Source organism: Enterococcus sp. HMSC076E04, assembly GCF_001814285.1.
Lineage (GTDB): Bacteria > Bacillota > Bacilli > Lactobacillales > Enterococcaceae > Enterococcus_B > Enterococcus_B lactis.
Window position 1 is genome coordinate 137997 of sequence record NZ_KV815587.1, and the last position, 26373, is coordinate 164369.

A 26373-nucleotide genomic window follows, 5' to 3' on the forward strand; every position below is an offset into this window, starting at 1 on the left:
AACATTTACAAAAGTTAGTGTTTTCTACTGGATTTTTGTAAATATCTTGTCAAAAAATGACTTTATTAAGCTATATAACATAAATCCGTTTACAAATCATTTTCAAAAAAGTTATAATTTACGTAAAAAAACTAGAAGAAGGTATCTACATGTTATTACGTGAAAAAATCAAAGAAATCTCCTTTTCTCCTTCAGAAAATGAAGTGATTCAGTTTCTCTTAAGCGATTCTCCAGCACTTGGCGAAATGACCATCCAAGAGATTGCTGAGCGATGTTATATCCACCCGTCCACACTCATCCGTGTAGCAAAAAAAATGGGTTTTGATGGCTGGGTCAGTTTTCGTAATGCTTTTTTAGCTGAAACAGCCTATCTTGAAGGGAATTTTCAAGACGTAGATGCGAATCTTCCTTTTTCCACCACAGACGGTATTATGACGATCGCAAATAAAATGGCTTCTTTAGAACAGATGACGATTCAAGATACACTTTCTCTCATTCATCATGACCAACTGCAAAAAGCCAAACAACTAATGCTTCAAGCAAAAAAAATCGTGATTTTCGCCAGTAACTCGAATACTTTGATTTCTCAAGATTTCATGCTGAAAATGAAGCGCATCAAAATGGATGTCACGATTGTCACCACTTTTGGTGAATCGTTCTATGAAGCGTACAATTGCACGAGTGATATGTGCGGGATTCTGATTTCTTATACGGGTGAAAACAATGTGATCCTTCGTACCGCAGAAATATTGAAACAAAATCATGTTCCAATTTTAGCTTTGACCAGTATCGGTGATTCAACGCTATCCTCAATGAGTACAGCCGCTTTGCGACTTACGACACGCGAACGACTGTATTCAAAAATTGGTAATTTTACGATCAATACATCGATTTGTTATCTTCTAGACGTGTTATATAGTTGTGTTTTTGCAGAAAATTATCAACAGAATTTAGTCCATCTAATTTCTGTAGGACAAAAATTTGATAAACGCCCTATCAGCTCAGCCATCATGAAAGAGCCTTTCAATTTTGAAAATAAAGAAGTGGACTAAAAAGAATAGTTAAGTCTATTCCATTCTTTCACCTAACCGTTCAGGTCAGTGCGGTGATAAGTGCATCGTCTGGCCCGACCGTCTCCCCTTGATTTTCCAAAATATCCAAATAATCCATGTAATTGGTGACGATTACAGGTGTTTCTAAACTGTATCCTTCCTTTTCGATTTTCTTTTTGTCGAAGCGGAGCAATAGATCGCCTTGTTTCACTCTTTCTCCTTGCTGCACCAAGCTTTCAAAATATTTCCCTTCCAACTGAACAGTATCCAATCCGACATGAATCAGCAATTCCAGACCTGTTTCAGAAACCATTCCGATTGCATGTTTCGTGGGGAACAGGGTCATGACTGTTCCGTCAAAAGGGGCACGTACTTCTCCTTTTTCAGGGTAGATCAAGATTCCTCGACCTAGTGTTCCTTGTGCAAAAGCTGCATCCTTTGCTGCTTTCAGTGGAGCGATTTGTCCTTGTATCGGTGTTTTTACAATTTCTTTACCTGATCTTTTCTGTCTGTCATCTGTTTCACCTGCTTCCTCCTTCCAAAAGAAAAAAGTCAGCGCAAAGGATACCACCATCGCAATGGCGATCCCAATCAATACATTAATCACATCTGTTAAATCACCATCTGGTCTAATATAGTTGGGAATTGTAAAGATGCCTAGTCCACCTTGATTCCAAGAAGTTAAATTCATTAACCCACTATACGCGCCCCCTAACGCACCACCGACACAGGTAAAAATAAATATTTTTTTACGTGGTAATGTAAACCCATAAATAGCTGGCTCTGTAATCCCCACAATACCAGAAACAATGGCTGGTATTGCAATTGCTTTGTCTTTTGGATTTCTAAGCTTAAAGTAGAGTGCGGTAAGTGCTGCAGTTTGTCCAAAAGACACTACTGCAACAGGTGTCATAATATTTTGCCAACCATTCACAGAAAATTGCATCAATCCCATTGGTACGATTGCCCAATGGAGACCAAACATCACCAGAATTTGCCAGAAGAAGCCTACGATTGCTCCATAAATAACTGGCGAAAGTGCTAAAAGTGTTTCAAATCCAGCCATTAAAATATCAGTTGCGAATGTGAATACTGGTCCAACGAGTAAAAAACCTAAAGGCATTGTAATAAGAACGGTGAAGAATGGAACGAAGAAATTCGCGATCATCTCAGGTACTAACTTTTTAATTGGTTTCTGAATTTGGCTAGCTAACAACACAATAAAGATAATGGGAATGACAGAAGAAGCGTAGTTACGCGCAATCCAGGGAATGCCGAATACTGTTTGATAAATAGGTGCTTCAAAAATAGTGCCAGAAAATATGGTCGTTAGTGGTGCTTCTGCTGCACCACTCAAAGCTTCCAGCGACAAGCTAGGATTCATTAATGCTGCGCCAAGCAACATCCCTACGAATTCATTTACTTTAAATTTACGGGCAGCTGTTAAACCGATAATAACAGGCATAAATTGGAATACAGAATCACCGATATTATCAAACATAACAAATGTGCCAGAACCGCGGTCAAACGCGCCTAAGAAGACAAGGAATGCTGTCAGTCCACGAATCATCCCGCCAGCAGCTAGGATAGCAAGGAATGGTTGGAAACAGCCCGATATTCCATCAATAAGCATATCAAACGGTCTCATTTTTTCTGTTGAAACAGCCTCATCAAAAGTAAGGTTTCCTGCTTTTATAACCTCTTCAAACACGACTGGCACATGATTCCCGATGACAACTTGATACTGCCCTCCCGCTCGCATTACCGTTACAATACCGTCCATATTTTTCAAGATCTCATCATTTGCTTTTTCTTCGTTTTTTAATTTGAAACGAAGCCTTGTGATACAATGTGTCAAACCATTGATATTTTCCTTCCCGCCGACATTTTCTACGATTTTTCTCGCTAATTCTTGGTATTTTCCCATTTCTATTCCCTCCAATTTATTAGTGGAAGGTTTAGCCAACTGAATGTCACTACCCTTATTTCATACGTTCTTGTTAATTTATCCTCCTTTTTTTATTTATTTACAACGATTCTCATGCACTAAACGCGCAGTATGGATCGTTAAATACATTTTTTCGTCCGTGGACATCTGGTAGTTGAACGTCTCGGCTAAAAAGTCTGCTATTTTCTCAACGCAACCAAACGTATCCTTATATTTTTTTTGAATAACCTGAAACAATTCCTCAGAAACTTCTCCCACTTCTGATTTTTCTCCATCTAGGACGCGTGTCAGAAAAAAACGTAAGTGTGTGACGAATCGAAAAAAATGGACTGAATCTTCATCAAATGTAATCTTATAGTAATAGCGGACGATATTTAGAATATCCTGTATTGTTATAGTAAACAGGTAGGTATTGTTTTGTTGGCTTTGAATGCCTTGTGCATTGACTAAATGCAATGCGATAAATCCGGCTTCATCTTCTGATAACTTGATGTGGTATTTATCCGAGATTTTCTTCACTGTTTTTTTCCCGATGGCATACTCTTTAGGAAATAGTTGTTTGATATCATACAGCAATACATTTGGTACAAATATTCCCATTTTGTGACGTTCGATAGCCGTATACAAATGATCCGTCAATGCAATATACACAGAATCATTCAACTGGACTTGTAGAGCCTCTTTTGTATATTCAATGATTTCACAAGAAATTTCTAAGTACTCAAGAGGAATCGCTTGTGCCAATTCTTGGAACTGTTGTGAAAGCCCGTCATTTGTCAACTGAAATTTTTTGTCGATGCATGAGTCAAAAATCGGGTCACCCACTTTCTTTTTGAATGCCAAACCTTTTCCCATCACGATCATTTCCTGATTTCTTTCATCCCTGGTTATTACGACGTTGTTATTCAGTACTTTCTCAATCAGCATGTTTTGCTCCTTTCCATGATATATAGGGCTGTATTCAAAACAAAAAGAAAAACCCAAAAAGCCGTCCATGGAACCATGGGAGACTCATCAGGTTTAGCTTGCATCAGGCAATCACTATCCAAGTTGTATCGTTTTCTTTATATTATCGAAAGCAAACGCTTTTGTCAACGCTTTCTTAGTGGCTATTAGGCACTTTTGACTAGCTGTCGTCGTCTTTTTTAAATCGGGTGACTACGCCACTAACGCTCACAGATGAAGAATCTGGGAAGCTCTGTTTTATTTTCGCTCTAGCGCTTAGGACAAAATGCTACTATGCTACTGTCACAACCTCTTTTTACACACCACTGCTTTGCAGTTTGTACATATCTGCATACAAACCATTTTGCGCTAGAAGTGTTTCATGATTCCCACGCTCTACTATATGACCTTTGTCTAAAACTAAAATCAATTCTGCATCCCGAATCGTGGACAGCCGATGGGCAATCGCTATCGTTGTCCGTCCTTGTCGCATTTTTGCCAATCCTTCTTGGATCAATCCTTCGGTTTCAGTATCGATATTTGCTGTTGCTTCATCCAATACTAGTATTTTAGGATCTGTCACGATTGTTCGCGCAAAAGTGATCAGCTGTCGTTGTCCACTAGAATAGCTGGCACCGTGTTCGATCACTTTTGAGTGATATCCTTTTGGTAATTCATCGATGAACTTGTTTGCTTGAACAAACTCAGCTGCATGGCGAATCTGTTCGTCTGTGATAGCTGGATTCATCATCCGGATATTTCCTGCAATATCTCCATAAAACAAGAAGGCATCTTGCAAGACCAATCCCATTTTCTTACGTAACTCTTCCATTGGATATTCTCGAATGTCATGATCATCAATCAAGATCTGGCCTTCATAAAATTCGTAAAACCGCATCAATACGTTGATGATCGAGCTTTTTCCGCTTCCGGTGTGCCCCACTAATGCAACGGTCTCACCCGGATTAGCGACAAAAGAGATATTGTTCAATACATTGTGCTCTCCATCATAAGAAAAGCTTACATTGCGAAACTCGATCTTACCTGAAGTAATCGCTTGATCTGCTCCAGGATTTTGTTGCGGTGCATATTCTTCTGTATCCATGATTTTCAAAATACGACTACCGGCAACCATCCCATCTGTAAAGGTGCTCAAAAAGTCCATCATTTGAGACATTGGATTAAAAAATCCCTGGACATAGGTCGTAAATGCATAGATCAGTCCAACTTCTACGGGAGAATGCAACGCATCGATCCCAAACAAAGTCAACGCCAACGCAATCGCCAATGCATAGAGAAAATTGATGATCGGACTTAACAGAATCGAATTCGTTTTGATCATCGCATAGCGCGTGTCTAAATACTCGTTGTTCACTTGTTCAAATTCTTTAGCTAAACGAGCTTCTTGGCGAAACTGCTGGATAATACGCATGCCGGAAATCGATTCATTCAATTTCGTGTTCAGCTGACTTAATTTTTCCCGCATATTTCGGTAAATACGAGAACTGAATTTCTGGTAATACCAGATGACGATTCCTAAAATCGGCAAAAACACCAAAGTCCACAAGGCAATTTCTCCATTGATTTGAAACATGGCAACGAAAGAAGAAACGACTGCAAAGATCCCAGTCAATACCATCAAAAAGACATACCAAAATTCAAATAGCGTTTCTGTATCATTCGTCACTCGAGAAACGGTCGATCCTGCCGGTGTCTGGTCAAAATAACGCATACCTAGTGTATGCAGCTTTTCAAATAATCTTACCCGAACATACTGATAGGTCTTCAATGAAGCCATGGAATACAAATACCATTGGAAAAACCAAATGATACTTTTGACTATGACTCCAAACAAGTACACACCAGCAAAAAACAAAATAACTTGTGTCGTAGCTGACTGTTTAGCCAGATGATCATCCATAAAAGTTTGGATGATCCTTGGCAATAGGACATTGATCACAGACAGGGCAAACGCAAATAAGATAGCAACGATGAACGTTCTTCTAAAAGGTTTGGCGAACTTCATCAGTCGTTTGATGATCTTCTTCTGTTCTTTAAGTGGAATCGATTTTGTCCATTCCGATTGATAATTCTCATCCATCAGGCCTCGCCTCCTTCTATCTTCGCTTCTAATTGCTGTTTTTCCCACATTCGTTCATACCAGCCACCTAATGCAAGCAGCTCGTGGTGGGTTCCTCGTTCAATGATTTTCCCTTGATCGACAACAATGATTTCTTTTGCATGCATCACGCTGCTTAAACGGTGAGCTGCAATGATGGTTGTTTTCTCTTTTCTTATTTCTTTTAAATTATGCAAGATAGCTTCTTCTGTTTTGGCATCTACTGCAGAAAGTGCATCATCTAAGATCAGCAATTCAGGATTTTTGATCAATGCTCGAGCAATCGAAATCCTCTGTTTCTGTCCGCCAGATAAAGAGACTCCACGTTCTCCAACTAAGGTATCATAACCTTTTGGCAATTCCTTGATTTCATTGTTGATAAATGCTAAAGAAGCCGCATGCTCTACTTCTTCTTCTGAAAGTTTTGGATTAGAAAAACGGATATTATCTCGAATGGTCATCGAAAACAGGAAGTGATCCTGAGGCACATAACCGATTGATCCTAATAAAGCATTCAATGAATATTCTTTGATCGAACGTCCGCCAAATTGGATTTTCCCTTGATAATCATCGTATTCACGCATCAGTAATTTGATGATTGTCGTTTTTCCCGCACCAGTTTTCCCAACAATACCTAATGTTTCTCCTTCTTGGATCGCAAATTTGATTTGTTCTAATGCTGGTGATTCTTCTTTCGGATAGTTAAAAGAGGAAATAGCTACATTCAGCTCGCCTTTTGCCGGGGTCTGCACTGCACCCAGTTGTTCCACGATATGCGTCTTTTCATGCAAAAGTTCATTGACGCGATCATAAGAAGCATTTCCTCTTTCCAATACGTTGAACAATCGACCAATCGCAAACATCGGCCAAACAAGCATACCGATATAGCTAATAAATGAGACCATCTGCCCGATCGAGATCGTGCCTTCCAAGACATACTTTCCACCTAAAATAATTGTTGCAACATAAGACAGACCGATAATCAAGGTAATGAATGGATCAAATAAGGAGTCTAAAAAATTGACTCGTTTGTTTTTAATAATTGCATCTTCAATCTTTTCTTCAAAATCCGCGAGATCTTCTTTTTCTTGTCCAAATGTTTTAATGACTTTGATCCCAGTGATACTTTCTTGTGTCTTATCATTGATACTAGAAAAAGCTTCTTGCGAATCACGAAAAGCATCGTGGAGTTTTGACCCCAGCACTCGTGAAGTAACGGCTAGTAAAGGCAGAGGAATCAGCGCAATCAGTGTTAAGCGCCAATCAATAAACAAAATCATCGCAATGATCGTTGTTCCGCCCGTGATCACTGAATCTGCAAAGGTCAAGATACCAGCTCCTGCTACATTTTGGATTGCATTCAAATCATTCGTTGCATGAGCCATCAAATCTCCAGTCCGATATTTTTGGTAAAAGAGATTGTCCATTTCTGTAAAATGTTTGAATAGCTGCTGCCGAAGTTCTTTCTCCAACCGAGCTGCACTTCCCCAAATATTCGTCCGCCAGATATAACGAAAAAGATATTGTAAGAAAGCTGCAAGGATCAATAGTAAGATCCACCAAGAAATGATCTTTATTGATAAATTCTTATCGGCGATCTCATCAATGATGATCCCAATCACTTTTGGAGGAACTAACTGTACCAAGGCCACTGCGAATAGGGAGAAAATCCCAATTAAATAATGTTTCTTTTCCTGACGAAAAAACCAACCTAATTTTCTAAAAATCGACATTTTACTCCTCCTTTGTCTTTATCAAGAGCATAGGATTGTCTGTCCTTGTCTTTTTTGCTGAATAGTCTGAATAGTCTAACAAATTACGAAATAAAAAACGGACTGAAAAAATCAGCCCGCAAAAAGTCTTTGGGTCAGAACCTATTTTTTCCCTTGGTTCTTCATTTGCTGCATCATCTGGCGAATTTTCTTCTCAGATGGTTTTTGCCCCATTGACATCATCATTGATCGCAACATGTCCTCATTAACGGGAGGATTTTTTTCTAAATAGTCTTTCATATATTTACGCGCTAGGAAAAAGCCACCTACTGCGCCGATTAGCAAAGCAATAATAGCAATAAGTACGACAATACCTGTTGATACCATATAAATCTCTCCTTTCTATTTCCGAATTGCTCTCAATGATTTATTTTACTAAAGTTTATTGAAAAAAGAAAGGCGTATTCTTTAGTTTCATGCAAAAAATAGTGGTTTTTTTAGAGAAGAACAAAATTTTTTTCATTAACCAGCAAGACACGCCACGAAAAAAAATTAGGCATACCGAATCTTTTTCTTTAATTTTTTCTTTCTGAGGTGTAGAATGTAATCGTAGATAAATAGGAAAGGTGGTTTTTTCTTGAATAATCAATCCAACAAACAATTTCATAAGCATCGACTTATTGAACATACAAATGGTTTATCTTTAGCTGAAGTAAATGGAACAGTGGATGTACCAAAGGGAAAAAGTTTTTTTAAAACACTTCTTGCTTACTCTGGACCAGGTGCATTAGTAGCAGTTGGTTATATGGATCCAGGTAACTGGTCCACTTCGATCACTGGTGGACAAAATTTCCAATATTTATTGATGTCAGTTATTTTGATGTCTAGTCTAATTGCTATGCTTTTACAGTATATGGCAGCAAAATTAGGAATCGTGACCCAAATGGATTTGGCCCAAGCAATCCGAGCACGGACAAGTAAGACATTGGGTGTCATTTTATGGATCTTGACTGAATTAGCCATTATGGCAACAGACATCGCAGAAGTCATTGGTGCAGCAATCGCCCTCTACTTACTTTTTGATATTCCATTGGTAATTGCCGTATTTATCACTGTGTTAGATGTTTTCGTCCTTTTATTGCTGACAAAAGTCGGGTTTCGTAAAATCGAAGCTTTGGTTGTCTGCTTGATTTTCGTCATTTTATTCGTTTTCGTCTATCAAGTTGGCTTGTCTAACCCTGATTGGCACAGTTTATTTGCTGGCTTTATCCCTAACAGTCATACATTCTCAGACTCACCTGTCATAGGTGGTGAAACTCCGCTGACTGGAGCGTTAGGGATTATTGGTGCAACAGTCATGCCGCATAACTTATATCTTCATTCAGCAGTTTCTCAAACTCGGAAGATTGATCACCAAGACGAAGAAGATGTAGCACAAGCGGTACGCTTTTCTACTTGGGACTCTAATATCCAGTTGTCAATGGCTTTTTTAGTCAATGCACTGCTATTGATCATGGGTGTCGCTGTATTCAAAACCGGTTCTGTCCAAGATCCTTCCTTTTTTGGTCTGTATGAAGCTTTATCTGATCCATCAGCTATGAGCAATGGTATCTTGATTGCTGTAGCAAAATCTGGTATCTTGTCTACTTTATTTGCTGTAGCACTTCTTGCTTCTGGCCAGAACTCTACTATTACTGGTACGTTGACCGGTCAAGTCATCATGGAAGGCTTCATCCATATGCGTATCCCGATTTGGCTAAGAAGACTAGTCACACGATTGCTTTCTGTGATTCCTGTATTGATTTGTGTTTTGTTTACAAGTACAAAAGGAACGATCGAAGAACATACCGCTTTGAATAACTTGATGAATGAATCCCAAGTTTTTCTGGCTTTTGCATTGCCATTCTCGATGATTCCTTTACTGATGATGACCAATAGCCAAGCGGAGATGGGGAGCCGATTCAAAAATTCATTTGTTGTAAAACTTCTTGGCTGGTTCTCTGTGATTAGTCTGACTTACTTGAACTTACGAGGATTACCAGGTCAAATCGAAAGTTTCTTCGGCGAGCAAGCCACCTCAGCTCAACTAGCATTGGCTGATCAAATTGCCTATGTAATCATTGTTCTTGTCCTTCTCCTGTTGGCATGGACGATTGGTGATTTATATAAAGGAAACAAAAAATATGAACAGCGTTTGCAAGAAACGATAGAAGAAATCGAATAGAAACTGATTCTTTTACACAAAGGAGGTTGTGACAGAAGTGGGCAGCTTCAAGAAATAAGAAGGAATTTAAGAAAATTGCTTTTCAAATTTTTGTGAAATTTCGGCTTATTTCCGAAGAAGCTACTTCTGGAACACCGTGTATCAGAGGTTGTGAAAAAGCTGCCCTGCATCAAGTAATAAGAACAGCCAAACAAAAATAGTTCCTCATATTTTACGTTTGGTTGAGCTTATTACCGCAGATGCAAGCTTTTGAACACCGTTTATTCGGAAAAAGGAACTGCGACAAGACTTTTGTCACAGTTCCCTTTTTATTTGGAAGATAAAGCTTTTTTCAGATTCAATTTACTAAAAACTAGCATGCTTGTTACTGCGATGAATTGCGTTAATGGCACGCCTGCGCCAGTGTAGACACTTAAAAAATAATCCTTTTTTTCTGGCGCATAAGAACAAAACCACGAGACACCGAAAAGAAAAACCAATTGTGTCAGTATTAATCCGATGACTACAATCAAAGAGGAACTATAATAGGCACGATCAGCTTTTGCAAATACGGTTCCTAGTATCATAAGTAATATCCCTGCTATTGAAGCAATCAGCACGGGAATGGCCAGAACTTGGTAAATTTTTATCATGACATTCGCGACTTTTGCTGTTTTTGTCAACTGGAAATCAGGTGTTCTCGGATCACTGCTATCGATCCAATTATCCATTAGTGGAAGATTCAATAGTTCTTGTGCCTGTTCGACTTGTTCTTGCGTCCCGAAACTATAATTCCCCCCTTGATGGAAATCTTTGTATCGCCATGCATAGGCATATCCTGATTTCAGAAAAGCAAATACGATTGGCAGATCATTCATCGTCTTTCCATCCCCTGATCCCATCAGATAAAATTCTTTTTTCTTTTTGATAGTTCCCTTTTGATAGGCTTCTTCTAATTCTTGATTGACTTTTTTCCAAAAATCATTGGTTTCTTTTGCATTGTTTTGGTAATAACCAGATTCGCTTACCACATCTCGCAATGCCCAAAAAATGATATCTCCTGGTAATTCTTTTACTTTTCCGCCTTGGGTCCACGCATGAGTCGTATACAATTCGTCAATACGAGTAGAAACAGTATGAAATGTAGGAGATGCGTCTAAAGCTTTATTTAATGCAGCATGCGAGACCCATATCTCACTGTTTTCTTTATTTAAGTTTGTTTCGTCATCTATTCGGATCAGCTGTTTCATCAAACGTCCAAATTCGCCACTCGAACGGTCATTGATGGCGGCAATACCATATGTTGTCTCGTTTTTATATTCGATCCACTGATAGACGATGGAGAAACCGACTAGAGGGAGTAAAAACAATGAAAGTTTCAGCCATTCTTGTTTCGAAAGGAGAAATGGTCGTTCTTTTAACTTCTTTGCTTCTTTGAAAGAAAAGTCTTGTCCTAGCAAGATCTGAACGAAACTGATACCTAACGCGACTACAGTAAAAGGAAGAAGCCAGATGGAATCTTCGCGAATGAACCAAAAGAAAGGAAAAGAAACAGCTAGCCCTAAAAACCACGGCAGCAATTTTTTGCTGGAATTATATTTGCGGTAATAAATAGCTAGTAAACAAGCGATAATGATCTCAACAGTCGGGATCACGAGAGCATTACGATATGTTCGAGTGGAATATTCATGTGTAAAACTAATCGGAGAAAACAAAAAATAAAAATAGATACTTAAAAGAAGATACTTGTTCTTCACGATTGGTTTAAACGCTAGTGCAACCAATATACTGGCAAGAATACTGAACATGCCGAATAAAACTGCATAAGAAAGATGCAGTTTATGTGCAAGTACTAAAAACAAGCTGTAGGAGATCCCTTTTGAAAGTGTCGTAGTCGTGTACTCCCCTAGCCATTTACCATCCAAAATATTTTGAGCATAGTGAATCAGCAGCTGATCATCATAGGTCGCCGACATATCTGTTCCATAGATTGCTTTACTATATAAATACAACCGAATAATTGTAAATAATACGGCTATGCCAAGAATAAAGTATGTATGTTTCTTTTTTAGTTGGTCGATCAAGGGGTTTAAAATGTTCAGCATCTTTTCGTCCTTTCAATCACGTTTTGCTACTTGTTTGTGAAACTTTTCGTTTTTTACTTTTCTATCAGTATACCCTGTTTGTCTGAATTTAAAAAGAGGGGGCGAAAGGAGCATGTCGAAAACGAATGCAAAAAGCACTCCTTTGTTTCTTAAACAAAAAAGGACAAGGCAGACTGCCCAATCCTTTTTTGTTGCTGTCAGATAGAAAACTTAAAGTGTGACTTCTTCTGCTAATAACTCAGGGAACACTTCGGGATCGAATGCTTGCGCTTTGAACATGGAAATTTCTTTTCCATATGGTGCGTAAGCTTTCTTTTTATCTTTACCGACATATGGGGTTTCTAATATTTTCGAAATGTTGTCAAACATTGGATCATGGACGATTTTGTTCAATGTGTCAAATCCAATTGTTCCAAAACCGATATTGGCATGCCGATCTTTATGAGAACCTTGTGGATTTTTAGAATCATTGATATGCAGTACTTTAAGCCGATCTAATCCGATGACCTTATCAAACTCTTCCATTACACCTGAAAAATCTTCTTTTATATTATATCCGGCATCATTCGTATGACATGTATCAAAAGTAACGGATAATTTTTCATTCAATTTTACTCCATCGATGATTTGCGCTAATTCCTCAAATGTTCGACCGATTTCCGTACCTTTCCCTGCCATCGTCTCCAAAGCGATCTGTGCCGTCTGTTCTTTTGTCAAAACTTCATTCAACCCCTCAATAATTCTAGCAATCCCAGCTTCTGCCCCTGCTCCTACATGAGCGCCTGGGTGAAGGGTGATTTGAGTAGCACCTAAAGCTTCCGCACGGACAATCTCTTCTCTCAGAAATTGTACAGCAAATGGAAACATTTCTGGTTTGATCGTATTTCCCAAATTAATGATATAAGGCGCATGAACGACGATATTTGTTAGTCCGTTTTCTGCCATAAATGCTTTTCCGGCATCAATATTCATCTCTTCGATAGCTTTTCTTCTAGTATTTTGAGGAGCGCCTGTATAGATCATAAAGGTCGAAGATCCGTAACTGGCTGCTTCTTCTGCCGCGCCTAACAGCATTTTCTTTCCGCTCATGCTGACGTGTGAGCCTAATAACATGGATGGATTCCTCCTTGAAAGGCAATTGTTTCGAACAATTCCTGTATATTGATAAGATGATGTACAAAGAAAATAGTTTGTTTTTCTTTGCCCTGTTCTCCATAGTAACTGAAACTTTCCCTAAAGAAAAGCTTAAGAACTCTTTCATAAAAAAGATCATTTCCTCACGTTTTATCTCATTCGAAAAAGAAATTCCTGTCAAAAACAGCCTTGTCTGTTTTTTTGTCCTATTATTTGCTATAATTAGCGAAATAAAACCATTAGTTGAGGTGACCCTTTTGCCACGCAAAAATACTCGAAAAAAACAGAATAGAAGAAAAAAAGAAAAATGGTTTGTTCCTAAGATTATTTTTAGAGTGTTTCAATCATTGACTGTTTTTATTACTGTTCTTCTTTTGTTGTTCGCAGCTCTAGGTATCGGAATAGGTGCTGGCTACTTTGCCTATCTTGTCGAAGACACACAATTGCCGACTAAAAAAGAACTGCAGACAGAACTAGGAAACATTACGGAAACGTCAAAGATTGTTTATGCAGATAATACAGAGATATCAAAAATCCAGACAGATCTGATGCGGACGACTATTTCATCTGATAAGATTTCGCCTTTATTGAAAACCGCGATTATCAGTACAGAAGATGAATACTTCGATAAACACCAAGGTTATGTCCCTAAAGCTGTTTTACGAGCACTAGTTTCAGAAGCGACTGGCATCGGCTCGTCTGGAGGATCCACTTTGACACAGCAATTAGTCAAACAACAGATCCTAACCGATGAAACAACATTCAAACGTAAAGCAAACGAGATTGTTCTTTCTGCACAAGTAGAAAAACACTTTTCAAAAGATGAGATCATTGCTACGTATTTGAATGTCTCACCATTTGGTCGGAATAATAAGGGGCAAAATATTGCTGGAGTCCAGGAAGCTGCTAGAGGAATCTTTGGTGTAGATGCAAAGGATGTGACTCTGCCGCAAGCTGCTTATATCGCTGGTTTGCCTCAAAGCCCTATCACGTATAGTCCATACACGAATACAGGCGCGCTAAAAGAAGATCTTTCTGCCGGTCTTGCCAGAAAAGATTTTGTTTTATTCAGTATGTACCGTGAAGGACAAATTACGAAAGAACAATACGAAGAAGCGAAAGACTATGATCTTACAAAAGACTTTCTCCCACAACAAATCGCGGAACAGACTGACAGAGAATTCTTGTATTATACCGTGATGAACGAAGCAACAAGGATTATTGCACAACAATTGGCAGAAAAAGATAATGCTGATATGTCAGATTCATCGGTCAGTGAAGCTTATTATCAAAAAGCACAGCAAACGATCCAAAACAAAGGATATACGATCCATTCGACGATCGATAAAGATATCTATGCTGCATTGCAAACCGGCGTAGAAAATTATGGCTACATGTTAGATGATGGTGCTGGTAGCCAAGTGGAGACTGGAAATGTATTGATGGATAACAGAACCGGACGTATCTATGGCTTCGTGGGTGGTCGGAATTACAGCCAGAATCAAAATAACCACGCCTTTGATACAGAACGTCAAGCTGGTTCATCCATCAAACCGGTTCTTGTTTACGGTCCTGCAATCGATATGGGACTTGTCGGATCAGAATCCCGTGTATCAGATTATGCAACGACTTGGCAAGAAGGAAAAAATGCTGGTGAGAAAATCGTCAATGCGACCAATGAAGGGTCGAACACCTTCCAAACCGTCCGTGAGTCACTGGAATGGTCCAACAATATCCCAGCTTATCACTTATATCAAGATGTGTTGAATTCCGGTGGATCGAAACAATACGCTTACGAGCACTACTTGGCGAAGATGAACTACCCAGCAAATGATAATTGGGGCGTTGAATCGGCTCCTTTAGGGACAGTAGATGTAACGACGCTTCAACAGACAAATGGATTCCAGGCCTTAGCAAATGGTGGAGTCTACGAAGAAGGCTATATCATTGATTCCATCACAGATAATGCAGGTAATGTGATTTATAAACATGAAAGTAATTCTGTCCGTATTTATTCCGAAGCAACGGCATCGATCATGAATGACATGATGCGTAGTGTGATCAATGAAAAAATCACTACACCATTCAAAGATGTCATCTCAAGCTTAAACGGAAATCTAGGAAATGCAGATTGGGTCGGAAAAACTGGTTCTACCAATGAATACCGAGATTCATGGCTGATCGTCTCAACTCCATCTATCACTATCAGTAGTTGGGCAGGACACGATGACAATACTGGAATGGACAGCCAAGCAAGAATACGTTCGGCTAATTATCTTGCCAATCTAATCAATCAAGCTTACCAAGCAAACCCTGAGATTTTCGGCACTGATGAGAAATTTGACTTATCATCCGATGTGATGAAGAAAAAAGTATCTGGGTTCACAGGACAAACAGCTGGAAAAGTTACTGTCAATAAAAAATCCATCCAAACGCCAGGAAAAACAGTGGAATCACTTTGGGCAAAAAATGGTCCGAAGAAAAGCGCCTTTAAATTCGGCGTTGGCGGTACTGATGAAAACTATACAGATTACTGGAACACCGCTTCAGCTTATGCTAGAGCGAATCCAGAGACCAAAGAATCAGACGATAAAGATGATTGATCTAATAGATTAATCAGAATTAAAGGGAGCTGCGACAAAAATCTTGTCACAGCTCCCTTTTTCCGAATAAATGGTGTTCAAAAGCTTGCATCTACGATATTAAGACAAATTTATGTAAAAATGTGAAAAGCCATTTTCACAAAATTTTTCTATATAACTTTACTAACGAAACTGTTTTAATTTCTTTTCTTGTCTTTGGAATAATTCGGTTAGTTTTTCTGCAAATTGCCCTTTTACTGATTCTTTCAAGTGTACATGTCGGTTAGAAAATTCTTGAGCAGCTTCTTCTGCAGTCATTTGGTAGTTTTGATCTGTCAATCGTTTTTCTGCCCAAATTTGCTGAGATATCCCCATACCAACTGAACGTACATTTGATCGATGTAGATTTTTCTCTAATTCTTTTAGTAATTGCATTAAAAATTCATTCATAAGATGATTTCTCCATAGTTATTTGTCTGATTTTTTGACGATAGGAACGTTCTAGTTCATCTTGCTGCTGATAGAGTTTTCGTCGTTCTACTTGTAGGGCTTGTTGATAATGCTCCTGATAATTCGAATAACTTCGTCTTGCTTGAAACAGAGGCTCATTATCTAAAGCTAAGTTCTTTAATACATGATGCAGTCGCTGCTCCTCTTGCTCCATCAATCGTAATCCTTGATTCTTAAAGTGGATCAATTCATCTTCTTGAGCTTCTAATTGTCTTCGTTCACTTCGATAATCTCTTTCCAATTCTTCTAGTTTCATCTACTTCTCCTTTAATTGAATTGCTGTGCTAATTCTCGATCTCGTGCAACGATTTCATTGATTTTGTCTTGGATCTCCTTCGCCAATGTATCAAAGGCCTCCCCCATACGTCTTGCCTTATTGATTCGTAGCAGATAGACTTCTTTCGCAGAATCGACTAAGTTTTCTTTTGTGGCGCCCACACTAGCTAATGCTTCTATGATTTCCTGTTCAGTCAACGAAGGGGCGACAACACGTGCTTGCCGCAAGCCTTCTTGCCATTTTTTCTCTAGCTCAAAAATTCCTCTTTGATTGATGCGGATAACTTCTTCCATAGCGCTTTTCATTTTTGCCGATAACTTTTCCACTACTAACCTAGCTTGTGTGTCATCTAAGTAAATTTGTTCATTAACTGTCAGCCGGCCGCCACTTAATCGTAGTTTTTTACGTATGTTGTTCAGTTCTTGCAACTGATAGGAAAACAACTGGGTCGCTTGGTTTTCTTTCTGTTGTTTTCGAGCTTTAACATTGTTTTCATTTTCAGGAATAATCAGCTTTCCATTTTCATCAAACTTCCAAGAGGTTAAACTGTGGGAAGCAAGCAGATTCAAGAATGCTGTTTCCATACTGATCCGAACTTCAGCACCTGTGCCATTACCACCAAAATTACCGATAAAATCGGCGTGATTTCGGTAATTGGTGAGCATACCGGGATTTTCTTCCACCCATTTTTTTGCTTCTGGTGATAAGAGATCATACGGGTCCGGCCCGTTGAAGCCGACATTTTTCCATTGTTTCTCTGCTGCTACATATAATGCTAAGAATCCACCTAATGAATGGCCGGTAGTAGAAATAGCAGCTTCTCCATATTCCTTTTTTACTTCATTAGCAAATGCAATCGCTGAATTGATTTGCCCCGCTGTTTTCAATCCACTAACGGATAAAATCTTGTTTGTTGTTGCTTTTTCAGAAAAACTTGCTCCTGGTCTATTCCCGTAGAGATTCATGATACTTCTTGCATCCGTTTCCAAATCTTTCCAATCACTTAAGTTCGTTCCTGCAAAGGCAATCACTACTTGAGAAATATCCACTTTACCGTTCTTGATTGGCGCTACAGCCATCGCCTGCATGCCGTCCAATGAGTCTTTGATTTGTAGGATTTTAAATTCAACACCCGCAAAATCCCACTCACTATTAATTTTTAAATCAGGCTCATATTTTGAATGTTTAGGATCTAGCCAATAAACCTTGTCACTTAACTCCCGATAGAATTCTTCAGTTATAGTCAAACTAGTTCCTCCTCTTTATTTGTATAAGTAACTTTTACTTTTTCTTTAGTGATTCCCTTTTTTTGTATATTTCTATTTTCTATACTATAACTCCCGATTTTGTTTTGCTCTTTCCAAAACGTATACGAGAAAGATACTGTTTCGTTATTAATAGTTATTAGCGTTATATGCATTCCGTAAGAACCAGTTTTTTCATTTTTTCCTGCTTCGTTAATCTTCACTTCCTTGATATCCGCAAAAGTATTTTTCAGAACTTTGACGGATTGTTTTTCTACTGCGAGTAAATCTTGCTGTTTTTGCACTTCTCTTTTGTCCATATAGATTTTCCCTCCGATTCCTAATATGACGATTAACAAAATGGCTAAGCTGAATTTTCTTATTTTCCGGGGCAAGAACGTGCCTCCTTTCTTTTTATGTACGGTATTGATACCTTCATTATTTAAGTACGCGAAAGTTTGCAGGAATTTTTTTATTTTTGAAATTTTTCTCCAATTTGCTATGGACGATTGGCGCTACAGCCATCGCCTGCATGCCGTCGAAGGAGTTTTTGATTTTTAGGATTTGGAATTTTGTTTCTCCAAAGTTTTTAATGGCGCCTTCTTTGTAACTTTTACTATATTGAGGATGTTTTGGATCTAGCCAATATACTTTATTACTTATTCCTTTATACTGCTTATCAGTAATTGTCATACTTTTTCCTCACTTCCATCTGTATAGATAACTATAATCTCATCAACCGTAATCCCTTCTTTTTGTACTTCTTCATTTTCAACACCATAGCCATCTATCTCATTGCTTTCTTTTGTAAAGCTATAATCAAAATAAACGACTTTTCCTTCTGTATTGGTCATCGTTATCAATGCTTCATAGATTCCTGTCATGTCGTTTTTCTCAAATTGTTCGATTTTCACTTCTTTGATATCCGCAAAAGTATTTTTCAGAACTTTGACGGATTGTTTTTCTACTGCGAGTAAATCTTTCTGTCTTTGCACTTCTCTTTTGTCCATATAGACTTTCCCTCCGATCCCTAATATGATGATGAATAAAATGGCTAAGCTGAGTTTTCTTATTTTCCGGGGCAAGAACGTGCCTCCTTTCTTTTTATGTACGGTATTGATACCTTCATTATTTAAGTACGCGAAAGTTTGCAGGAATTTTTTTATTTTTGAAATTTTTCTCCAATTTGCTATGGACGATTGGCGCTACAACCATCGCCTGCATGCCGTCCAATGAGTCTTTGATTTGTAAGATTTGAAATTCCATACCAGCAAATTCTTTAACAGAGTTCTTTTTGTATCCCTCATTGTAGCGGGGATATTTGGGATCTAGCCAATAAACCTTCTCACTAATATCATTGTAATGCTTATCGTTTATTGTCATACTAACTCCTCCTGTCCGTTAGAAAAAATTACTTTTACTCTTTTTATAGTGACTCCTGTCTTTTGTACCGCTCTGTTCTCAATGCCAAAACCACCAAGTTCATTTCTCTCCTTCCAAAAACTATAATCAAAATAAACAGATTTCCCTTCATTATTTGTCATTGTCACAAGTGCACCATAACTTCCGGTAACAGGGTTTTTTTTAAATTCTTCTACCTTCACTTCCTTGATATCCGCAAAGGTATTTTTCAGAACTTTGACGGACTGTTTTTCTACTGCGAGTAAATCTTGCTGTTTTTGCGCTTCTCTTTTGTCCATGTAAAATTTTCCTCCGATTCCTATAGTAAGAATGGTCAAAATGATGACTATGGTCTTTCGTCTTTTCTTAGGCAAATAGAAGTCTCCTTTCGGGTTATGTATGATGGATTGTTTCTCCTTTAAGATAAGTACGCAATCGAGCCTGGATTTTTTTGGATTTTTTAGAGTTACTTTTCTACTTTTCTACTTTCTTTTTTATCACGTTTTCATTTTAAAGTAATTTTGATAGTAGTGAACAAAATGTAGCATCTACGCACAGATTGTGTCGTATACGATGGACGTAAGGTTTGTTTCCGCCATTCTCTCTTTTTTTTAAAGTCACAAAAAAAGGGGTTATGACAAAATTTTGTCATAACCCCTTTTCTCGTATAAAGGTTGTTCCAGAAGTTGACCACTTTGGGAACAACCTTTAAATGATTGATCTTTTATTATTTAGTTGATCCTTTTTCTTCGATTCCATAAGGCAAGATAATCGTTTTTTCTTCGACTTCTTCTTTATTCATCATTTTCGTCAATAGGCGCATGGATACCGCTCCTAAATCGTATAATGGTTGTGTGATACTTGTCAAACGAGGACGAGCTACTTCTGTCAGTAAAGAATTGTTGCTTGTGATGATTTCGAATTCTTCTGGTACTTTTACGCCACGGTCTAATAAACCATCCAAGATACCAATGGCTAATTCATCGTCTGAAACATAGACAGCTGTTGCACCGCTATTATGGATCCGGTCAACTAGAGACAGACCATCTTTAAAGTTGTATTGTGCCTCAAAGATTAATCCTTCGCTATATGGTAGATTGTTTTCGCTTAATGCTTCTTTATAGCCTTTCAAACGGTTTTGGCCATTGATAGGATCAATCAGCGCACCGCTGACAAAAGCGATTTTTTTATTGCCGCTTTTTGCTAATTTATTTACTGCATCTTTTGTTGCTGATACATAATCAATGTTTACGCTACCTACTTGTTCATCTGGATCAATGGAACCAGCTAGTACAACAGGCGTTTTTGAACGTGAAAATTCTCCACGGATTTCGTCTGTGATATGGTGACCCATAAAGATCACGCCGTCCACTTGCTTAGCCAATAAATTATTCAATACATTGACTTCTTTTTGATCGTTGCCATCTGAGTTTGCTAAGATGATATTGTATTTGTACATTGTTGCCACATCGTCGATACCACGTGCTAAAGAGGCAAAGAACATATTGCTGACATCAGGAATGATTACCCCAACTGTTGTTGTTTTCTTACTTGCCAAGCCACGTGCGACTGCATTTGGACGATAATCCAAGCGATCGATAACTTCCAAGACTTTTTTTCTTGTTGCTGGTTTGACGTTTGGATTGCCATTTACGACACGTGAAACAGTAGCCATCGAAACATTTGCCTCTCTCGCTACATCATAGATAGTGATTGTTTGCTTTTCCATTTGTGTTCTCCTATTCATATTTTATATGTTTTCTGAAAATACGTCTTACATTTCTAAAATAGGATATCAAATAATCTCAACAATTGCAACCGTTTTATCTCTGTTTTCATGAAAATTTTTACTTTTTTCAGTTTTAAGAACGTTGGTCTTTTAATCAATCAGTGGTACAATTATTGAATACAAAATTAATTTAGAAAGTAGGTTGCTAAATGAATAACGTAAAAATCAATGAACTACGTCAATGGATGGCACAACACCAAGTAGAATTGGCTTATATCAGCGACCCTGGCCACATCGCTTACTTTTCCGGATATGAAAGTGATCCTCACGAGCGTGTACTAGCTCTTTTTATCCCTCTGGAACAAGATCCTTTCCTTTTCACTCCTGCTCTGGAAGTTGAAGATGCTCAAAACAGCAGCTGGACGTACGATGTACGTGGCTACTTAGACAGCGAAAATCCTTGGGAGATCATCGGAAAAGAGCTTCGCGCACGCTATGGGCAACCTGGTAATGTAGGTATTGAAAAGAATGCTCTGACTGTCGATCGCTTCGATGCTATCTCTGATATCTTGACAGGTACAGATTCTTACACCGATCTAACTTCTATTATCCAGCGTCTGCAACTGATCAAAACGGTAGAAGAAAAAGACAAACTGATCGAAGCTGGTAAATGGGCCGATGTTGCCTTTGAAATTGGCTTCAAAACAGTAAAAGAAGGCGTAACTGAACAAGCAATTATCGCAGAAATCGAATACCAATTAAAAAAACAAGGTGTTTCACAAATGTCTTTCGACACATTAGTCCTTGCAGGAGCAAATGCTGCAAGCCCTCATGGTACACCAGGAAGCACGAAGGTTTCACCAAATGAACTAGTGTTATTCGATCTTGGCGTTATTTGGAATGGCTATTGCAGTGATGCTACTCGTACAGTTGCTTATCAAAAACCAACTGAATTCCAAGAAAAAATCTATAACATCACTCTTGAAGCACAGCTTGCCGCACAAGAGGCAGTTCGCCCAGGTGTGACAGCAGGTGAACTTGATCAAATCGCACGAAACGTGATCAACAGCTATGGCTACGGCGAATATTTCAATCACCGTTTAGGTCACGGAATCGGAACAACCGTCCACGAATTCCCTTCTCTTGTAGAAGGAAACGACTTAGTGATTGAAGAAGGGATGTGCTTCTCTCTTGAACCAGGAATCTATATTCCTGAAAAAGTAGGGGTACGTATCGAAGATTGTGTGTATGTGACAAGTGATGGTTGTGTGCCATTCACGACTACACCAAAAGAATTACTTGTTTTAGAGTAATGAAAATAAAAAAGGTGAGAGCTGGTCCGCTCTCACCTTTTTTATTCTAGAAATGAGTAATCTTAGTGATTGGTAGTCGAATCTGTCATTGTATCTTTCATTTCTTTCTTAGCTTCTTTTGCATCTTCTTTTGCCATTTTCAACATTTCTTTTGTGTCATCTGCAACTGGTTTTGCTTCTGACATTCCTTCATTGACCGTCTCTCCTGCTTTATCTGCAGCATCTTTTACATCGATCATGATATCTTCTGAAGTATCTTTAGCAATACTACCTAATTCGTCTGCTGGCTTTTTCAGATCTTCTGCTGTTTTTTTGAAACGATTAGATAAATCAGCTGATTGTTCTTTGAGGTTTAACAAGATATCATCTGATTCACTTCCTGCTTCCTCTGCTGATTCACTTACCTTCTGCTTAACATTGCCTGCTAGATCCCCTGCTTGTTGAGAAAGATCTTGCGCTTTTTCTTTTGCAATACCTGTTAACTCAGATGATTTTTCTTTTGCCATATCTGTGTAATCTGAAGCCATGTCCATCAAATCATCTGCTTGAGCAGCCAATTCATCCCGAAGTTCTTTACCAGATTTGGGTGCTAACAATAATGCGGCGATTGCTGCGGCTGTACCTCCAACTACTGCACCTAATAAAAATCCACCTTTTTTAGCCATTCTTATTTTCCTCCTGTCGTTTCAGTATGTTTTTTGTTTTTAAAAAATTTCATCGCTGTTCCACCGACTTTTCCGGCAACAGTCGCTTTAGCTGTCGTTTTTCCGATTCCGCCGACTTTCGTCACGATGTTTTTACTAGAATGATTAAGTTCCGATACACTTTCACTTAAATCAGCAACTGCTGTGAACAATGGATCGATCGTTGCGACTTTTCCATTGATATCCAAGAGCAGCTCATTACTTTTGACTAGCAAGCCTTCTACTTGTCTAGATAAAAGATCTACGTCTTGTGTGACGATCTCAATTGTCGTATTTGCTTCTGCGACAGTCTGGTCTACTTTTTCTAAAGTTTTGGAAACTTGCAACAATACGCGAACGATGAAAACGACAAGTATCGCAAAGGCGATTGCTGCGATCAATCCTGCAATTTCTCCTCCTGACATGATCAAACTCCCTTCTTGTCTCTCTTTTCTATAAGGATAGCATTTTCGTGTTTTTTAAACAAATAAAAACGAGCTTCAACTACTTTTTATTCAATTAGCAGCTGAAGCTCGTTAGAAAAAAAGATTATTTTTTCTTTTCTTCTTTGATTTCTGTTATTCCTTTTGGATTATGATTGATCTTGCTTCCTTCTGCTTCTAATGTTTTACCTAAAGACATGATGTATTCACGCAAAGGTGCCCCTACTTCTGGATGTGTCAGACCATATTCAATACTTGTTTTCATAAAACCAAATTTGTCACCAACGTCATAACGTTTACCTGTGAATTTACGGGCAAATACGCGTTGTGTTTTATTCAACGTATCGATTGCGTCAGTTAGTTGGATCTCATTTCCAGCACCTGGTTGTTGTTCTGATAATACATCAAAGATTTCTGGAGTCAATAAGTAACGCCCAATAATAGCTAAATCACTTGGTGCTTTGCTTGGATCTGGTTTTTCAACAAAGTTTTTGACATTGTATAACCCATCTTCCAGTACTTCCCCTGGGTTGATGATTCCGTATTTTGAAGTTTCATCGTGAGGAACTTGCATAACGGCAATCGTAGAAGCGTGTGTACGCTCATAGTCATCGATCAATTGCTGTGTCAATGGTACTTCGTCTTCCATGATATCATCGCCTAGCATAACGACAAACGGTTCATTTCCAATAAAGGCTCTTGCTTGAAGAACGGCGTGTCCTAACCCCTTTGGATGAGATTGACGGATGAAATGCAAATTGACATCTGTCGTTTCTTCTACTAATTTCAATAATTCGGTTTTTCCTTTTTCACTTAGGTTTGTTTCTAATTCGATATTTGAATCAAAGTGATCTTCGATTGGTCGTTTAGCTTTTCCTGTAACGATCAAGATGTCTTCGATTCCTGATTTCAACGCTTCTTCAACGATGAATTGGATCGTTGGTTTGTCCACGATTGGCAACATTTCCTTTGCCATCGCCTTTGTTGCTGGTAAAAATCTTGTTCCTAATCCTGCTGCTGGAATAACTGCTTTTTTTACTTTCATATACATTCGCTCCTTCAAAAAATTGTTAATGAGAATTCATTTTCTTTTTTCCCATCACGTAACATGATTTCTTTTGCGGCTGTTTTGATTTCTTTTTGTTCATACAGCACTTCATAGATTGTTTGAGTGATGGGCATTTCGATTTCCATCATTTGGGCTAGTTCCATCGCTGCTTGAGTAGTATTCACACCTTCAACAACCATTCCCATATTGGCTAGCACCTCTTCTAGAGGCTGACCTTGTCCTAACAAGTTGCCTGCGCGCCAGTTTCTGGAATGAACACTTGTGCAAGTAACGACTAGATCACCTACTCCGCTTAAGCCAATAAAGGTCAGTGGGTTGGCACCCATTGCTACACCTAAACGGCTGATCTCAGCTAATCCGCGCGTCATGATTGCCGCTTTTGCATTATCGCCAAACCCTAAGCCGTGAATAGCACCAGCTCCAATGGCAATAATATTTTTCAAAGCTGCTCCCATCTCTACACCAATCACATCAGGGTTGGTATAGATTCGAAAATAATGGTTCATGAACAGCTCTTGTACATATTTTGCTGCTTTTACATCTGTGCTTGCCGCTGTGATCGTCGTAATGTCATGCTTTGCTACTTCTTCCGCATGGCTTGGCCCAGAAAGAACAGCAACAGCTTTTCTTTTTTCTGTCGGGATTTCCTCTAACAAGATTTCAGAGATTCTTTTATGCGTTCCCTGTTCTAATCCCTTACTTGCGTGGATGATCACTGGCTTCGTATTCAATTTGGCAACTAGTTCTTTTGCAACAGAACGTATCGCTTTCGTTGGGATAACGAATAGTACCGCATCTGCATCTTTTACTGCATCTTCCATATCGGTGAATGCTCGGATGGAATCGGGTAGATGATGATCTGGTAAATAACGTTGATTGGTGTGTTGGGTGTTGATTTCTTCTACTTGTGAAGCACGATGTCCCCAAATCCGAACGTCATGTCCGTTTTCAGCGAGGACTTGTGCTAAAGCAGTCCCCCAAGAGCCTGGTCCTAAAACCGCTACTCTATAATTCATTTTACCACTCCTGAAATTTTTTTCATTTTTAACGCTCTAAAAATCAAATAATTTGTTGATTTTTTCCTAATGAGCGGTCATAATCCGGTAAATTTCCTTTTTTTCTACGCCAAATAAACAGAATCAATGTGCCGACAAATAAAACAGCAGACAATAATTGAGAAATGCGGATCACACCTAAAAAGTAAAGGCTGTCTGTGCGTAACCCTTCGATAAAGAAACGTCCGAAACTATACCACATTAGATAACATAAAAGGACTTCTCCTTTTTTCAAAAGATGTGGTTTCTTCCGCAAAACCAAAAGCAGAATAAATCCAATCAAACTCCAAAGTGATTCATAAAGAAAGGTTGGTTGTCGATAGATTCCTTCGATATACATGTTATCAATGATGAATTGCGGTAAATGCAGACTTTCTAAGAAACTTCGTGTCGTGTCTGGACCATACGCTTCGTGGTTCATGAAATTTCCCCATCGTCCGATTGCCTGCGCCAATAATACGCTTGGTGCAGCGATATCTAAAAAGGTCCACAAAGAAATAAAATGATATTTGGTAAAAAAGTACAGTGTGATTGCACCTGCAATCAATCCCCCGTAAATCGCTAATCCTCCTGAACGGATATTGAATATCTGGATTGGATCAGCTATATATTGGGGAAGATCGAATAAAACATAATACAAGCGGGCACCAATAATGGAAATCGGCAATCCCCACAACATAAAATCTGTCACGTCATCTGCTTTTAATCCTACCCGAACAGCTTCTCTGCTGCTGAGCCACATGGCAATAATGATTCCTGATACGATAATCAATGCATACCAGTAGATAGGAATTCCTACAAGCTCAAAAGCAACTCGATTGATTTGTGCTAACATATTGTCACTCCTTG

At 38.6% G+C, this 26373-nt stretch carries 25 protein-coding genes; 4 read left to right on the top strand and 21 right to left on the bottom strand.

Annotated elements, in window-relative coordinates; genetic code table 11:
* Positions 1–149 precede the first annotated feature (149 nt).
* Positions 150–1052, top strand: coding sequence for a MurR/RpiR family transcriptional regulator (locus HMPREF2961_RS05845; protein WP_010727063.1), 903 nt, complete (start codon positions 150–152; stop codon positions 1050–1052).
* A gap of 40 nt (positions 1053–1092) precedes the next feature.
* On the opposite strand, the gene HMPREF2961_RS05850 is transcribed toward HMPREF2961_RS05845, so the two are convergent.
* The 5 genes from HMPREF2961_RS05850 to HMPREF2961_RS05870 all read right to left on the bottom strand — a co-directional run bounded on the left by HMPREF2961_RS05850 (position 1093) and on the right by HMPREF2961_RS05870 (position 8163).
* Complete coding sequence (locus tag HMPREF2961_RS05850) at positions 1093–2979, bottom strand: beta-glucoside-specific PTS transporter subunit IIABC (RefSeq protein WP_002345251.1); 1887 nt, start codon at positions 2977–2979, stop codon at positions 1093–1095.
* 96 nt (positions 2980–3075) lie between these two features.
* Positions 3076–3927 carry a BglG family transcription antiterminator LicT gene (gene licT, locus HMPREF2961_RS05855; protein ID WP_002314691.1) on the bottom strand — a complete coding sequence of 284 codons (852 nt, stop codon included), beginning with the start codon at positions 3925–3927 and terminating at the stop codon, positions 3076–3078.
* 334 nt (positions 3928–4261) lie between these two features.
* Positions 4262–6046: an ABC transporter ATP-binding protein gene (locus HMPREF2961_RS05860; RefSeq protein WP_002313511.1), complete on the bottom strand. Its 1785-nt coding sequence runs from the start codon at positions 6044–6046 to the stop codon at positions 4262–4264.
* Positions 6046–7797, bottom strand: coding sequence for an ABC transporter ATP-binding protein (locus tag HMPREF2961_RS05865; RefSeq protein WP_002294954.1), 1752 nt, complete (start codon positions 7795–7797; stop codon positions 6046–6048). Before HMPREF2961_RS05865 ends, HMPREF2961_RS05860 begins: the two co-directional genes overlap by 1 nt.
* Positions 7798–7938: 141 nt before the next feature.
* Entirely contained in the window at positions 7939–8163 is a 225-nt protein-coding gene (locus HMPREF2961_RS05870) for a YneF family protein (RefSeq protein ID WP_002291670.1), read from the bottom strand.
* 250 nt (positions 8164–8413) lie between these two features.
* Here HMPREF2961_RS05870 and HMPREF2961_RS05875 point away from each other — a divergent pair, with 250 nt between their 5' ends.
* Positions 8414–10000: an Nramp family divalent metal transporter gene (locus HMPREF2961_RS05875; protein WP_002320293.1), complete on the top strand. Its 1587-nt coding sequence runs from the start codon at positions 8414–8416 to the stop codon at positions 9998–10000.
* Between the two features lie 308 nt (positions 10001–10308).
* Here HMPREF2961_RS05875 and HMPREF2961_RS05880 read toward each other — a convergent pair whose 3' ends face one another.
* Positions 10309–12084, bottom strand: a complete 1776-nt coding sequence (locus HMPREF2961_RS05880; RefSeq protein WP_010727060.1) for a hypothetical protein — start codon at positions 12082–12084, stop codon at positions 10309–10311.
* 210 nt (positions 12085–12294) lie between these two features.
* Positions 12295–13197 carry a deoxyribonuclease IV gene (locus HMPREF2961_RS05885; RefSeq protein WP_002308625.1) on the bottom strand — a complete coding sequence of 301 codons (903 nt, stop codon included), beginning with the start codon at positions 13195–13197 and terminating at the stop codon, positions 12295–12297.
* A 278-nt stretch (positions 13198–13475) separates the two neighbouring features.
* Between HMPREF2961_RS05885 and HMPREF2961_RS05890 the strand changes: the two genes are divergently transcribed.
* The gene (locus tag HMPREF2961_RS05890) at positions 13476–15821 is read left to right on the top strand and encodes a transglycosylase domain-containing protein (protein ID WP_025477207.1); all 2346 of its coding nucleotides are present in this window, start codon (positions 13476–13478) and stop codon (positions 15819–15821) included.
* 162 nt (positions 15822–15983) lie between these two features.
* Here the strand turns inward: HMPREF2961_RS05890 and HMPREF2961_RS05895 are convergent, their stop codons facing one another.
* The 9 genes from HMPREF2961_RS05895 to ccpA form a co-directional block, all read right to left on the bottom strand.
* Positions 15984–16250 carry a hypothetical protein gene (locus HMPREF2961_RS05895; protein ID WP_002314688.1) on the bottom strand — a complete coding sequence of 89 codons (267 nt, stop codon included), beginning with the start codon at positions 16248–16250 and terminating at the stop codon, positions 15984–15986.
* A complete protein-coding gene (locus HMPREF2961_RS05900) occupies positions 16243–16566 on the bottom strand; it encodes a hypothetical protein (protein WP_002305582.1) in 324 nt (107 codons plus the stop codon). The genes HMPREF2961_RS05895 and HMPREF2961_RS05900 overlap by 8 nt, the downstream gene beginning before the upstream one ends.
* Before the next feature lie 11 nt (positions 16567–16577).
* Entirely contained in the window at positions 16578–17834 is a 1257-nt protein-coding gene (locus tag HMPREF2961_RS05905; protein WP_070704299.1) for a lipase, read from the bottom strand.
* Positions 17831–18226 (bottom strand): hypothetical protein, encoded by a 396-nt coding sequence (locus tag HMPREF2961_RS05910; RefSeq protein WP_070704302.1) that lies wholly within the window; start codon positions 18224–18226, stop codon positions 17831–17833. The genes HMPREF2961_RS05905 and HMPREF2961_RS05910 overlap by 4 nt, the downstream gene beginning before the upstream one ends.
* A gap of 43 nt (positions 18227–18269) precedes the next feature.
* Entirely contained in the window at positions 18270–18524 is a 255-nt protein-coding gene (locus HMPREF2961_RS05915; RefSeq protein ID WP_070704305.1) for a hypothetical protein, read from the bottom strand.
* The gene (locus HMPREF2961_RS05920) at positions 18521–18916 is read right to left on the bottom strand and encodes a hypothetical protein (RefSeq protein ID WP_070704308.1); all 396 of its coding nucleotides are present in this window, start codon (positions 18914–18916) and stop codon (positions 18521–18523) included. Before HMPREF2961_RS05920 ends, HMPREF2961_RS05915 begins: the two co-directional genes overlap by 4 nt.
* A gap of 43 nt (positions 18917–18959) precedes the next feature.
* Positions 18960–19214, bottom strand: a complete 255-nt coding sequence (locus HMPREF2961_RS05925) for a hypothetical protein (RefSeq protein WP_010727056.1) — start codon at positions 19212–19214, stop codon at positions 18960–18962.
* On the bottom strand, positions 19211–19606 hold the full coding sequence (locus HMPREF2961_RS05930) for a hypothetical protein (protein ID WP_025481034.1): 396 nt from the start codon (positions 19604–19606) through the stop codon (positions 19211–19213). Before HMPREF2961_RS05930 ends, HMPREF2961_RS05925 begins: the two co-directional genes overlap by 4 nt.
* Before the next feature lie 353 nt (positions 19607–19959).
* Entirely contained in the window at positions 19960–20961 is a 1002-nt protein-coding gene (ccpA, locus tag HMPREF2961_RS05935) for a catabolite control protein A (protein ID WP_002291653.1), read from the bottom strand.
* A gap of 209 nt (positions 20962–21170) precedes the next feature.
* Between ccpA and HMPREF2961_RS05940 the strand changes: the two genes are divergently transcribed.
* On the top strand, positions 21171–22274 hold the full coding sequence (locus tag HMPREF2961_RS05940) for an aminopeptidase P family protein (RefSeq protein ID WP_010727054.1): 1104 nt from the start codon (positions 21171–21173) through the stop codon (positions 22272–22274).
* A gap of 62 nt (positions 22275–22336) precedes the next feature.
* Here the strand turns inward: HMPREF2961_RS05940 and HMPREF2961_RS05945 are convergent, their stop codons facing one another.
* The 5 genes from HMPREF2961_RS05945 to lgt form a co-directional block, all read right to left on the bottom strand.
* Positions 22337–22939, bottom strand: a complete 603-nt coding sequence (locus HMPREF2961_RS05945; protein WP_002308610.1) for a YtxH domain-containing protein — start codon at positions 22937–22939, stop codon at positions 22337–22339.
* Between the two features lie 2 nt (positions 22940–22941).
* The gene (locus tag HMPREF2961_RS05950) at positions 22942–23382 is read right to left on the bottom strand and encodes a DUF948 domain-containing protein (RefSeq protein ID WP_002308608.1); all 441 of its coding nucleotides are present in this window, start codon (positions 23380–23382) and stop codon (positions 22942–22944) included.
* A gap of 124 nt (positions 23383–23506) precedes the next feature.
* Positions 23507–24445 carry a UTP--glucose-1-phosphate uridylyltransferase GalU gene (gene galU, locus HMPREF2961_RS05955; protein WP_002308607.1) on the bottom strand — a complete coding sequence of 313 codons (939 nt, stop codon included), beginning with the start codon at positions 24443–24445 and terminating at the stop codon, positions 23507–23509.
* 14 nt (positions 24446–24459) lie between these two features.
* Positions 24460–25485 (bottom strand): NAD(P)H-dependent glycerol-3-phosphate dehydrogenase, encoded by a 1026-nt coding sequence (locus tag HMPREF2961_RS05960; RefSeq protein ID WP_002308606.1) that lies wholly within the window; start codon positions 25483–25485, stop codon positions 24460–24462.
* 43 nt (positions 25486–25528) lie between these two features.
* Positions 25529–26359, bottom strand: coding sequence for a prolipoprotein diacylglyceryl transferase (lgt, locus tag HMPREF2961_RS05965; RefSeq protein WP_002308605.1), 831 nt, complete (start codon positions 26357–26359; stop codon positions 25529–25531).
* Positions 26360–26373 lie beyond the last annotated feature (14 nt).